The sequence below is a fragment of the Methanobacterium formicicum genome, assembly GCF_029848115.1.
Lineage (GTDB): Archaea > Methanobacteriota > Methanobacteria > Methanobacteriales > Methanobacteriaceae > Methanobacterium > Methanobacterium formicicum.
The window spans coordinates 45,001-57,949 of the sequence record NZ_JARVXG010000044.1 but is presented as its reverse complement, the minus strand read 5'-3'; the positions used below and the strand labels follow the sequence as shown (position 1 = coordinate 57,949).

11 protein-coding genes (1 of these 11 cut by a window edge) are annotated in these 12,949 nt (G+C 44.4%); 2 read left to right on the top strand and 9 right to left on the bottom strand.

Features of this window, described 5'->3' with window-relative positions:
• Positions 1-162: 162 nt before the first annotated feature.
• Positions 163-930 carry a hypothetical protein gene (locus tag QC759_RS05325; protein ID WP_048073476.1) on the top strand — a complete coding sequence of 256 codons (768 nt, stop codon included), beginning with the start codon at positions 163-165 and terminating at the stop codon, positions 928-930.
• 17 nt (positions 931-947) lie between these two features.
• Here QC759_RS05325 and QC759_RS05320 read toward each other — a convergent pair whose 3' ends face one another.
• The 8 genes from QC759_RS05320 to hemB all read right to left on the bottom strand — a co-directional run bounded on the left by QC759_RS05320 (position 948) and on the right by hemB (position 10,985).
• Complete coding sequence (locus QC759_RS05320) at positions 948-2,306, bottom strand: glutamine synthetase family protein (protein WP_048073475.1); 1,359 nt, start codon at positions 2,304-2,306, stop codon at positions 948-950.
• 241 nt (positions 2,307-2,547) lie between these two features.
• The gene (locus QC759_RS05315; RefSeq protein WP_048073474.1) at positions 2,548-5,127 is read right to left on the bottom strand and encodes an ATP-dependent helicase; all 2,580 of its coding nucleotides are present in this window, start codon (positions 5,125-5,127) and stop codon (positions 2,548-2,550) included.
• A gap of 104 nt (positions 5,128-5,231) precedes the next feature.
• The gene (locus tag QC759_RS05310) at positions 5,232-6,002 is read right to left on the bottom strand and encodes a metallophosphoesterase (protein ID WP_048073473.1); all 771 of its coding nucleotides are present in this window, start codon (positions 6,000-6,002) and stop codon (positions 5,232-5,234) included.
• A 245-nt stretch (positions 6,003-6,247) separates the two neighbouring features.
• Positions 6,248-6,484 (bottom strand): hypothetical protein, encoded by a 237-nt coding sequence (locus QC759_RS05305; protein WP_048073472.1) that lies wholly within the window; start codon positions 6,482-6,484, stop codon positions 6,248-6,250.
• 80 nt (positions 6,485-6,564) lie between these two features.
• Positions 6,565-7,230, bottom strand: a complete 666-nt coding sequence (locus QC759_RS05300) for a molybdopterin-dependent oxidoreductase (protein WP_048073471.1) — start codon at positions 7,228-7,230, stop codon at positions 6,565-6,567.
• A 56-nt stretch (positions 7,231-7,286) separates the two neighbouring features.
• Complete coding sequence (pheS, locus tag QC759_RS05295; RefSeq protein WP_048073470.1) at positions 7,287-8,831, bottom strand: phenylalanine--tRNA ligase subunit alpha; 1,545 nt, start codon at positions 8,829-8,831, stop codon at positions 7,287-7,289.
• A 211-nt stretch (positions 8,832-9,042) separates the two neighbouring features.
• Entirely contained in the window at positions 9,043-9,987 is a 945-nt protein-coding gene (locus QC759_RS05290) for a triphosphoribosyl-dephospho-CoA synthase (RefSeq protein ID WP_048073469.1), read from the bottom strand.
• Between the two features lie 14 nt (positions 9,988-10,001).
• The gene (hemB, locus tag QC759_RS05285; protein WP_048073468.1) at positions 10,002-10,985 is read right to left on the bottom strand and encodes a porphobilinogen synthase; all 984 of its coding nucleotides are present in this window, start codon (positions 10,983-10,985) and stop codon (positions 10,002-10,004) included.
• 218 nt (positions 10,986-11,203) lie between these two features.
• Between hemB and QC759_RS05280 the strand changes: the two genes are divergently transcribed.
• Positions 11,204-12,409: a PAS domain S-box protein gene (locus QC759_RS05280; RefSeq protein ID WP_048073467.1), complete on the top strand. Its 1,206-nt coding sequence runs from the start codon at positions 11,204-11,206 to the stop codon at positions 12,407-12,409.
• A gap of 62 nt (positions 12,410-12,471) precedes the next feature.
• Here QC759_RS05280 and QC759_RS05275 read toward each other — a convergent pair whose 3' ends face one another.
• On the bottom strand, positions 12,472-12,949 hold the 3' portion of the coding sequence (locus QC759_RS05275) for an endonuclease III domain-containing protein (RefSeq protein WP_048073466.1). Its footprint extends 218 nt past the window's final position; only the last 478 of its 696 coding nucleotides appear in the window; its start codon lies beyond the right edge, outside the window; its stop codon occupies positions 12,472-12,474.

Here is a 12,949-nt window from a genome sequence, read left to right as displayed (position 1 = left end):
TCAGAAACTTGAAAAAACTAAGACCCTAAATCTTTATTTAAGGTAAAATCATTATTTAAGGTAAAATATGGTGGACTAAAAAAATTATTTCATGATATTTGGAGCTAAAAATAAGCAGGTGAATAGGAAATATATAAAAATGGAGAAAATGGTGGTTTAGTTATGAAACAGTTTTTAATCACTCCGGCAGCAGGTAAGAGACTGATAGCCCGGGCATTGGTGGACCATCCCTCCATCAAATCCGCCTTAAAATCAGGGACCCTGGTTATAATCGCCGGAACAACCAACGGCTACGTGGCGGAAGAGATTTTAACATCCCTTGGTCAACTGGGAGGATTTTCCAGAGAAAGGTTCTTCAGGGGCATAGTACTACCACCAGTAGGTTTAACCAGTAAATCTGGCCGACTTAAAGATGAAACTGGGTTTCCAGGGGATGTGGTCATAGTTGACGGTGTCTGGAAGAAGGGCTTAACCATATTCGATGTGGTTGATGATCTTAAAGAGGGTGATGTGATACTGAAGGGTGCCAATGCCCTGCAAATTCCTGAAAAGAAAGCTGCCATCTACATTGGTCATCCTCAGGGTGGAACCATTGGAGCAGCATTACAAGCTGTGGTAGGGCGCAGGGTACGCTTAATTCTACCGGTGGGGCTGGAAAAACGAGTTTCTACGGATCTGGATGACCTTTCACTAAGACTAAACTCCCCGGGGGCAGAAGGCCCACGCCTGTTACCGGTGGTGGGTGAAGTTTTCACGGAAACAGATGCCATCTGCAGCTTGACTGGTGCCCAGACCGAACTGGTGGCTGCCGGTGGTGTGGCAGGTGCCGAGGGTTCCATCTGGCTGGCAGTTAGTGGAAAGCCCCAACAGGTGGTCCATGCCGAGAAATTGATAGAATCCATTTACCGGGAACCCCAATTCACCCTGTAAAAAAATTCCCCGGTAAATTAATATTTTTCCAGTAACAGTTCAACTTCCTTCTGGGAATGCATGGCCTGCAGGTCTTCATGTTCTGTTTTCTTTACTGCCAGATATGACCTGGAAAGTTCAGGCCCCATGGCATCGGATATAGTTTTATCCTTCCCTAAGGCATCAATTGCATCTCCCAAATTACCGGGGAGTGGTATAATTCCCTTTTCATCCCTTTCCTCTGGTGAAAGAGCGGCCGGATCATTCTGTACTGGTTCCTCCAACCTCATCTTCTCCTGAATACCATGGAGTCCGGCGGCTATAACTGCACCCATGGCCAGGTAAGGATTGGAGGATGCATCCACAGTTTTCAATTCAAAATGTTTTATTTTGCCATTTTCTTCCTGGATCACCCGGACTGCGGCTTCACGGTTATTGAAACCCCAGGATTGGAAGGCCCCACTCCACATATGGGGTCGGATCCTGCGGTAAGATCGGGGTATTGGTGTGGTTATGGCCATCAGTGCAGGTAAATGGTGCAGTATGCCAGCTATAAATGCCTGAGCAGTTTTACCAATACCATATTCTGTGTCCTGGTTCTGTAAGATGTTCTTATCATCCTTCCACAGGCTAAGGTGCAAGTGGCACCCGCTTCCGGCCTTATCCGGGAAGATCTTAGGCAGGAAGGAGGCTATTAATCCATGTTGGGGGGCAGTGGCCTTAACTGTCTCCCGGAATATAACCTGGTTATCGGCAGCCTGCAGTGCATCTGAGTACCCCACGGTTATTTCCTGTTGGCCAGGCCCGGATTCAGGATAATACTGTTCTACAGTAATGTTCTGGGCAATTAAGGATTCAACTATGTTCATAATAACAGGATAGTTTAAATCCATGGATTGTGTGGAGGCAAAGGGAGTAAAATCTCCGGGTTGGTAGGATGGACGGTTATTGTTTTTAGAGTTCCTATCATTTAAGGTCATTTCCTGTTTTAGAAGGTAAAATTCGTTTTCAAAGGACGCTTTAACCTTCAAACCCTTCTCTTCCAGGGTTTTGATCATTTTCTTTAAAAAACCGCGTGGACAGTTCCCCCATACTTTTCCATCCTGAAACATGTCTCCCATAACCCGGAAATGACCTGGAGCGTAGGGTAATGGTGTTAATGTGGACATATCTCCCCGGAGTGTTATTTCCCCCACTGGATCCAGTCCAGATTCAGCCACTACACCATCATACATCACCGGGACCCCCTGCTGGCCACGGGAAATACCCACTGATACTTTCTGGTTCTCAACTGAATCCACATGAACTGCCTTTCCCCGGATTATATTGGCGTTATCACACCATACAACCCGTATGAATTGGGCGTTCAACCCTGATGTGTTGTTATTTTTCATCATGCCTTCACCTGTGGCTTATTATATTAAAGTTCAATCTTCTGAAAATATATTCATCCCTAAGGTTATTTATCCTAAGGTAATAATCCCCCTTTGGATTGGGATCACTTAGATTGCATTTCATAAGTCCTGCTTTTAATAGATTCTCACCAAGGGAAATACTTTTGGCAATATTTGGTGCTGATTTTCACTAGGGTGAGGGAATGGTGTGTTAAATTAAAAGAGGGGATTAAAAATAGGGGATTTAACCATCAATCTCCTTAATGATGGCCTGGTGCATCCTGCGGATGAACTCTATCCTCTCTTCGTACTTCAGGACATCCAGATATCCCTGTGATACCAGGTTGAAGGCAAAAGGGGATGGGATTTTGGTGTTAATCTGTTTAATTTCCATTTTACCATTTTCAACCAGTTCTAAAACTTTCCGGGCATTATTCACATCCATGAAATCCTCCATAACCTCCCGGCGGGCTTCCTTAAGTATGGGGAAGTTGGGATCCAGTTCCTTCACGAACTTCAGGAGGATCTTACCCCTAACCTGCTGGCGCCCCACGGATTTTTCCCGTCCCTTGTAACGCCGCAGGATCATGAGCGAACGCCCGGCACAATGCCGGAAACGCCCGGCCAGTGTTTCAGTACGGTCAATTGCTTCTTTAAGGTATTCATCCAGGTTTTCAGGGGTTAATTCCTGGAAGGCCTCCAGAGCCCCAATTTTCCCTTCACTGGATAGGTAAAATCCGTTGTCGGAGATGGAGATCATCACATCGTGGCGGTACCTCCGGGCGATAACATAGGCCAGTGCCCGGCTGAGAGCATCGTTAACCCTTCTACCGAAGAGGGTGTGGAACACCACGAATTTACGGCCTCCAAAACCAGTGTAATACTCCACCAGGAGGGTTTTAAGGTGGGGGACCAGGGCATAGAGATACTGCTCCCGGAAGTACTGGTATATGGAATGGGCGGCATTTTCATCCACGTAGAGGTACTGGTGTATGAACTGGATAATATCCTCTTTATTCTGACCCTTTTTAAATTCCCACTCCAGTATTTCCCGGAACTTCTGTATGGAAAGGGCCAGATCAAAGGATAGAGGTAGTTGTTCCGAGAACCAGGAGGGTATGGTAGGGGGACCCGAGGCTGGGCTGACATTGACACTCATTCCCCGGGCATAATTGAAACGGTAGATACGGCCACCCAGTACGAAACTATCTCCTTTTTTCAGTTTCTCCATGAAGTCTTCTTCAATATGTCCCACCACCTCACCACTACATTTAACCACTGCAGCGCTACGGTCAGGTATGGTTCCAATATTGGTGGAGTAGAGCATTCGGGCCAGTTTACCCCTTCTACCCATGCGGTTTTCATCCCAATCCACCCATATCTTGGCGTAGACATAACGATCTTCCAGGCGGGTGTACTCACCAGCCAGGTAGCTCAGTACACTTTTATAGTCCTCTTCCGAGAGTTCACGGTAGGGATAACTCCCCCGGATAAGCTGGAAGGCTTCATCCAGGTCCCAACGCTGTTCAATGGCCATACCATAGATCTGCTGGGACAATACATCCAGGCAGCTTTCCGGGATGTGTATCTCATCGATCTTGCCTTCCAGGGCGTTTTTCAGGATGAGTGCACATTCCACCAGATCATCACGGTCCACCACCATCATTTTTCCCTTGGACTTCTCATGCAGCTGATGGCCACTACGGCCTATTCTCTGCAAGGCCCGGGAGACGGATTTAGGACTGGAAACTAGTATCACCAGGTCAATGTAACCAATATCTATCCCCAGCTCCAGGCTGGTGGAAGAAACCACTACTTTCAGTTTTCCCTCCTTTAACTTGTTTTCGGCTTCCAGACGCAGCTCTTTGGAGAGGCTGGAGTGGTGGGCCATAATGTTCTGGTCATTATAACTGCCCGGGTACCTTTTCTTCAGGTTAAAGACCACACTCTCCGTACCACTACGGGTGTTGGTGAAGATAAGGGTAGTCTGGTGCTCCTGTATAAGATGGTGAAGCATCTGGTACATGGCCTTGTAGGTTTCATCAGGTTCGGTGGCTATTATATCCTTAACCGGGCAGATAACCTCCATATCCAGCTGTTTAAGGTAATTAACATCTACAATGAGGCAGTCCCGTGGCTGACCATAGGCGTAACCCACCAAGAATTCAGCCATCCTCTCCAGGGGATGAACTGTGGCACTGAGTCCGATGCGAACAAATCCCCCGGTGAGGTGTTCCAGCCGCTCCAGACTCAGGCTGAGGTGCACACCTCTTTTGTTCTCGGCCAGGGAGTGTATTTCATCTATTATCACATAACGGACTTTGGATAGTTTCTCCCGGAACTTGGGTGCACAGAGTAGGATGGAGAGAGATTCAGGGGTGGTTATGAGAATGTGTGGTGGGGTTTTAAGCATTTTGGATCGCTGGTACTGGGTGGTATCTCCGGTTCGCACTGCTTTAAGTATTCCCAGTTTTCGCCCGGCGATATTTTCGATCTCATTCAGGGGTTCCTCCAGGTTCTTTTCAATATCGTTATCCAGGGCCTTGAGGGGGGAGATGTACAGGCAGTAAACCCGGTCTTCCAGTATCTCCTGGTCCGCCAGGCGGGTGAGTTCACTGATTATGGAGAGGAAGGCAGTGAGGGTTTTACCGGAACCAGTGGGTGAGGAAACCAGCACATTCTTTCCCTGGTGAATGTCCACTATGGACTGGCGTTGTGCCTCAGAAAAAGTCTCAAACTTTCCCTGGAACCATTCCCTGGCCCAGGGATGTAATATTTTGTAAATATCTTTATCAGAATATTTTTTTTCCTGTTTGGTTATCATTTTATCTAATACTTTCAGTTAATTCTGTTACTTAATTTCTTTTTAAAATTTAGGGAACTTTAAGTTTATAAATCAAAATTTGATGTTTTCACGATTTAAAGAGTTTACGATTTAAAATCAATAAAATGAGAGTCATAATGATATGGTTCTGGTTGAACCTTCAGAAGATGACTTATTTTTCCGAAGTAAAAGGTTTCAAATTTTTCAACACCAAAAACTTCCATTTCATCATGTTTCATTTCTTTTAGAAATGGTGAAAGTAGTTTTTCATGGAGAACATCAGATCCTTCGGTTATGAAGTTAAAGGAGGGCATCACAATCAAATTTTTCCCCCTGAACTCTCCGGATAGAAAGCATTTTATTTTTTCTATTCGTTCACCACTTCTGATCCCCACTGCAGGGTGTTCATGACCTATTACAATATTTTCTTCTTTAATTTCATCCCATTTTTCCGGGATCCGGTCCCCGTGCATTACCTGAAAGTTACCGGTTGAATAGTTGCTATAAACCTCCAGCCCGGTTTTCTGAGCAATTATGGGTGTCAGAGGGTCGTGGTTTCCCTTGATGAGGATTATCTCCTGGAATCGTTCCTGAAGGTAATCTATGAATTTAAGGGTTTCCTTCCATTCCTGGCGGTTTATTTTCCCAAATTCGTGTTTCAAGTCACCGTTGATAATTATACGGGAGCATTCGCTACGGGAATGGATTTCTTCCATCCTGTGGATTATCTTGGGATACTGGAATTTTGGTATCATCAAACCCTGGTAGTTCAGTGCTTCCTCATATCCCAGGTGAAGATCAGATATTATCAGGTGATCCTCAACTTCCAGGGCCAGGTCCAGGATTCGGGCGCCAAATATGTTACTGGAAACCATAATCATCCTCTAATATTGTAAGAATATCCATAAAGGTAACATCGATAAAAAAAAATCTTTAAAACTCGGGTAATAATGTGGTAAATGGAATTTAGGGGGTGTTAAAAATTATTCTCTGCATGTGTAATTGGTTCAAAGATGTAATTGGTTCAATATTAAGTTATCATCTATAATTCAAGACCTAATATTTATAGTATTCTATTGGTCCTTCCTGGTTTTAAGTGTTCCCTAGTGCTGTTCTCCCACTACCTTGACCTTTTCTTAGGCCATAACCATGAAAAAAACAGATGTACAAGAAGCACCAGAAGGAAAGGCAAAAAGAGTAGGGTGTGTAGCTGGAAAGAAAGGGTTTTATCCAGTAATCCTCCGGTGATATATTCTATGCTCCGGTAATAGGTTATTCCCAGGCCGGAGACAATAACCACCACTATCAGGATCATCAGAATAATATGAACCGCCTTTTTGGTGGTTTTTCTATCCATTTACATTAACTCTCCTAATATTCTTATAAAATGGTTAGTAAAGCCCTTATAGAATGGTTAGTAAAGTCAGAATATCATTATCACTTCAGAAAGCTTTCATTAAGATTGCCACTTATTGAATAGCCCCTGCTTTCCCAGTAACCCTGGTAACTGGAGTTGTTGGATAGTTCAATACGGTTTATCCATTTTATCCATTTGTAACCCCATTTACTCTCGGCCACCAGCTGTAAGGGAAATCCCCTCTCCGGGGGAAGAGTAGCATTGTTCATCTGGTAAGCCATTATTATCTGGTTGTTCTGGAGATATTCCAGGGGAAAAGAGGTGGAATAACCATCAACAGCATAAAAGATAACCGTGTTTGCCGGGGGTAATGGCTGGGCTTCATTAAGGATATCTTTCACCAGAACGCCCTGCCATAGTATGTTCACACTCCACCCTTCCACACAGTCCAGTTTAACCACTTTCTGATAGTTCTGGAAACTCTTGACCTGGTCGTAAGTATAATTACGGGGGTGGGCCACCAGTCCATCTACTTCCAGATGGTAACTGTTAATATCCACATACTGGGGACCTTTAATGGAGTTTTCACGAAAATCGCTGGCTGAAGATAATTCTTGGCCTTGATACTCTGTTACTTCTACCGAACTTAGGGGGATAGTAGAGTTAGGGAGGATATCCAGGCTGATGACCGTGGCCACTACCATGATAATAACTATGGCCGCCAGGGCAATGTACTGTTTTATCATCCCTTTCCCCCTCTGGAATTTGGAAATTCCAGTTTAATAGTTTTTTTTTTTAAAATCTACTTTTGACTGTAAGTCTGGGTTACTGGTAAATTACGCAGCCATCCCAGGTCACTCTGATATAACTGCCTAATATCTTTGATTCCTAATTGTATCATGGCCAGTCTTTCAATTCCCAGGCCAAAGGCAGCTACTGGTGTTTCTATGCCCAGTGGTTCCAGTACTTCGGGACGGAACATTCCCGATCCTCCTAGTTCAATCCAGCTTTCCTTCTCTGGAAGGTAAATCTCACATTCGGTGGATAGATAGGTGTATGGGAAGTAGGCTGGACGGAATCGGACTTCAAAGCCCATTTGCTGGTAGAATTCTTTGATTATTCCCAGGAGGTTCTTGAAGTTTATTTCCTCGGCAGCTACAATACCCTCTACCTGGTGGAATTCAGGGAGGTGCTTGTAGGTTATGGTTTCCCTGCGGAAAACACGGCCCACTGAGAACATCTTGAGGGGTGGTTCGTTTTCTGCAAGATAACGGGCTGATACACAGGTGGTGTGGGTTCTAAGCACGGATTGGCGGGCTACATCCACGTCCCAGTGGTAGCCCCATCCTTCACTGCCGGTGGCACCACCATCTTCATGAACCTGACTTACCCTTCCCACCATATCCTCGGAGGGTAAGTCAGTGGTTAGAGGTGATTTAACATAGAAAGTATCCTGCATTTCCCTGGCAGCATGGTCCTGGGGTTGGAAGAGGCAGTCGAAGTTCCAGAAAGCTGATTCTAAGATGGTGCCCCTGGTCTCCATGAAGCCCAGGTTCAGGAATATGCGCCGGATCTCCTGTATGGTGCGCTGCAGGGGGTGCATCTTACCGGGGAATATGAGGGGATGCTCCGCCTGGATATCGTAACCACGGTAGTGTAAGTCCTTCCAGGAATCAGTTTTAAGCTGCTGGTGGGTAAGCTGGGTGGCTTCCTCCCGTATCTGGAAACCATGTTCCAGTATTTCTTCACCCTTCTTAGTCGCAGTGAGGGTGTAACTTGAATTTTTATTTAAATTAATAAGTCCTTTCCTTTTTTTAAGTAGTTTGAAACCTTCATTTAGGGAATTGGATAAACCGCCCAGGGTGAGTATTTTGGTGGAATCCATGATGGTCTTGAGGAGCACTTCATCAATACCTGGCTTTTCCAGGGCTTTCTCTCCCTCAGAGGTTATGGTAACGTTACCTTTATCCAAGACTGCCCATCCTTTCTTCATAATCCATCCAATGGCTATTTTAACCTCGGAAGGGTCAATACCTGATTTTTGGGCCAGATCCTTCATGTGGATGGTGTGGTTCTGGTGCAGTGCTTCCAGGATCTTTCTTTCGGGTAATCCATCCTGGGCGTAGGTGGCTCCCGAAGGACCGAGGCTCAGCACTTCCTCTACATCACGTTCTATTTCTATGATTCCCTTGGATTCCAGTGCCCCCGCAGCACTCATAACCTGTTTTATATCTAAATCAGTACTTCGAGCCACATCTTCTGGTATGGCCTGTCCTCCTGCTTCCCCTACTGCCTTCAGGACTTTCTTTTCGTAGAGGTGCATTTCATTGATGATCTTATCTAACATTTTGAACCTCGAATTTAGTTGATACAATGGATGAATTTCATTTATTTTAAGAATTCATTATTTTTGGGTCATTTTTATAAGGAATTATTCCCCAGGTTACTGGTTAAGGATGATTTAATTTAATATTTTAGGGTAACTAAGAATCATTTCAAGGGTAACTAAGAATCATTTCAATATTCTCATACCCGGAAACTTCAACCAGAATACCCTTTTATTTATTTCCTAACTTGGTTTTATAGTCATGGTAGCCATCAAGATAGGAAACCATAATGGAGGAAGCAGTGAAATCTGCGGTGGTGCCGGGGTTTAAACCACGGTCAATTAATTCCTGGTCGAATTTTTCCACCACTGCCCTTCCCTCACTGGTCAATATTCCCCCTTGATCCAGTATATGCTGGGCCTGTTCTGATACTTCCTGTGCCTTTTTATCTCCAAATTTGCGGCTGATGAGGGTGTCTGGTACCCGGGACAGTATGGTGAGGAAGGTCTGTACTGTGGCCTGGTTGAGCTGGTATTCTGATTTAACCTCTTTAAATGTGGGATACCCCACATTGAAGGTGACCGGCATTTTATGGGTGAGTTCGTAGGACAGTTTATCCCAGGGGGCAGAGATCTCCAGTACATCGAACATGTTTACCCCGTCATCACGTAGTTTCTGGAGGGAACTTTCTGCAGCCACATCCAGTTCCTCCTGTTCACCCATTCCCCCTGCATCCGCAATATTTATGGACTTATACAGGTTAACAGCATCTTCAGGGGTGGTTGACTTTATTATTTGGTCAACTTTATCCCGGAAAGTATCCCAGTTAACCGTATCCTCCTCAGACATTCCCGCTACCACGGATAGGGGGGTGGTTAGCATCACGATCCCTAAGTTGGTGTTGTTGGCCACCCAGTGGTCAGTTTCAGTCACGGCCTCCAGGATCAGTTCGCCCAGCCCGATTTTTTCCCATTTATCCGGGGTATCCCTATATTTAAGTCCTCGTTTTGCTGCTTTGGTCATGGTCTCTCCAATGGCTATTCCACTGAGGAGAAAATCTTCAAATACCATGTCCGGGAAGTTCTGGGTGCGGTGCACATTACCGGGTTTTGGATGTCCGCTCACCTCCAGTACTGAGGCTATCTGGGCGCATTTAGAAACATAACTGGATTCCAATTTATTTCCCCCAATCAGCAGATGGTGTCCAGTTTACCTTCCAGGAAGTCTGGTGCAAAGTGGGATATGATAAGATCTGCACCGGCCCGTTTAATGGATAACAGGGACTCGTATATGGCCTCGTTGGTGAGATATTGTGCTTCAATCCCTGCCCGGAGCATGGAGTACTCACCACTCACTTGGTAAGCAGCGGTGGGCATTCTGAATTCTTCTTTAACCCGCTGGATCACATCTAAATAGGCCATGGCTGGTTTAACCATTATAATATCTGCACCTTCATCTAAATCCAGTTCCACTTCCAGCAGGGCTTCTTCCACATTGGCCGGGCTCATCTGGTGGGTTTTACGGTCACCAAAGGAGGGTGATGAACAAACTGCATCACGGAATGGTGCGTAGAAACTGGATGCATATTTAGCAGCGTAGGACATAATCAGGGTATCCTGGAATCCTCCGTCATCAAGCATTTCACGAATAACCCCCACCCGGCCGTCCATCATGTCGGATGGTGCCACTATGTCCGCCCCTGCTTCCGCATGGCTCAGGGCAGTTTTGGCCAGTAAACGCAGGCTTTCGTCGTTTAGGATCTTCCCGTTTTCCACTATTCCGCAGTGGCCGTGGGTGGTGTACTGGCAGAGGCAGACATCGGTGATGACCACCAAATCGGTTTCTTTTTTCAGGCGATGTACAGCCTGCTGTACTATTCCCTCATCAGAGTAGGCTGATGTTCCCAGTTCATCCTTCTCCTCAGGCATTCCAAACAACAGGACAGATTCCAGGCCCAATTTTTCCAGACGTTTGGCTTCATCAATGGCATCTTCCAGACTGTAACGATACTGGCCAGGCATGGTGTCAATGTGTTCTCCAGCTCCCTCTTCCAGTTCCTCCTTGATGAAAAGGGGATAAATAAAGTCTTCTGCCTGAAGGGTTGTTTCACTCAGTATCTTCCTTATTTGAGGGGTCTTTCTTAGTCTACGCATTCGACGAGTTGGGAAGTTCATTTAAGTCACCATAATCCTTTAATATTTAAATAATAATCTTCTAATCATTAAATAATTATTCAAAATTAACTGAAAAATTCACTTATTATATTCTTCACCTCTACTTTCTTTATTTATAACATCAATTATTAAACTTCTCCGGGTTTATGCAACTTTTTGGTATGGATACTGCAAAATATTAATAAAACTTCCCATAAATTTTATATAAGGGGGTAGGAATGACTCATCTGGAAATACTTCTGGTGGAAGATGATGTGGAGGAAACATCATTCCTTAAACAGCTTTTAGAATCTTTCGGTTATTCAGTACCTCATGTGGTCGGTTGTGGTAAGACGTCAATCACCATGGCTAGGGAAACAAAGCCCGATCTTATTTTAATGGATATAAAATCCTCTGATAATGGTATTGCCTCTGATGAATGTATTAAAACCCAGAGGGAAATAAAACAACTTGATTTGCCCGCAGTATTTTTAGCTCCATCTACCTCCTATGCTGATGAGTTTCGCCAGAAAACTAAGTCCACTGATCCAGTTAGTTACATTACCAAGCCCTATGATGATTTTGAACTTAAACACGTCATTGAACTCACGGTTTATAAAAATGACTTAGTTAAAGAATTTGAAACATCTGAAAATTATTATGAAGCTATTTTTGAGCACACTGGAGCGGCAACAGTAATTATTGAAGAGGATACCACAATTTCCCTGGCTAATTCTGAGTTTGAAAAGTTGAGTGGCTACTCCCGGGAAGAAATTGAGGGTAAAAAGAGCTGGACAGAATTCATCCCTGAAGAGGATCAGGAGAAGATGAAGGAGTACCATCGCCTCCGGCGGATTGATCCAACCTTAGCACCATTGACCTACGATTTCAGATTTGTGGACCGGGAGGGAGTGGTAAAAAACATTCATTTGGACATCGGCATGATACCGGGTACCCAGAAGAGTGTGGGGTCTCTCCTGGATATAACTGAACTGAAACAATTCCAGGAGGCCCTGGCTAAAAGTGAAAAAAAATTCCGCAGTGCACTGGATAACATGATGGAAGGATGTCAAATCATTGGTTATGATTGGACTTACCTCTACGTCAACGATGCAGTGAGTCGTCAGGGCCATTTTAATAAAGAGGAACTTTTAGGCCACACCATGATGGAGATGTATCCTGGTATTGAGGATACAGAGTTATTTGCTGTTTTGAGGCGTTGTATGGGGGAGCGAGTTTCTGATCACTTCGATAACAAGTTCATCTATCCTGATGGAAAAACTGCCTGGTTCGAGCTCAGTATTCATCCAGTGAGCGAGGGGATATTCATTCTTTCCATAGATATCACCGAGCGAATGAAGACACAGGAAGAAATAATGATTAAAAACACCCTTTTAGAGGAAAAAATTAAAAAAGAACAGGAAAGGTTGCAACGTAAGGGATAAATCCCGCATAGTGGTTGGTTAATTCCCGCATAGTGGTTGGTTAATCCTCAAACATTGGTCTGTTAAATTAACTTTTTAAGAGGACATTCGATGCCGTATGGCTTTTTTTGATAGTATCTTTTGGCATGTTCCACTATAAGGGCATGATATTCCTGGTAAACCGGAACATTTGGGCTTAAATTATCTTGAAACAGTTTTTTCAGAGACATATAACTAATTTTATCTTCCACTATTCTCAGATGGCTGAAGATTCGTTTGGTGTAAGTGTCAATCACAAATTCCGGTTGTTTATAGGCGTATAAAAGTATGGAATCTGCAGTTTCATTCCCCACACCCTTTACCCTTAAAATTTCCTTTCTGGTGGGAATTTCACCATCTAAATTCAGGAAAAACCGGGTAATGTTCAACAGATACATGGATTTCTGGTTTAAGAATCCTGCCGGGCGAACTGCTTCTTTTAGGGTATCATCATCAAGGGATAGTAGTTTATCTGGATCCAGAACATTTAACTTTTTAAGATTTCCCAGTGCTTTCTCTGCG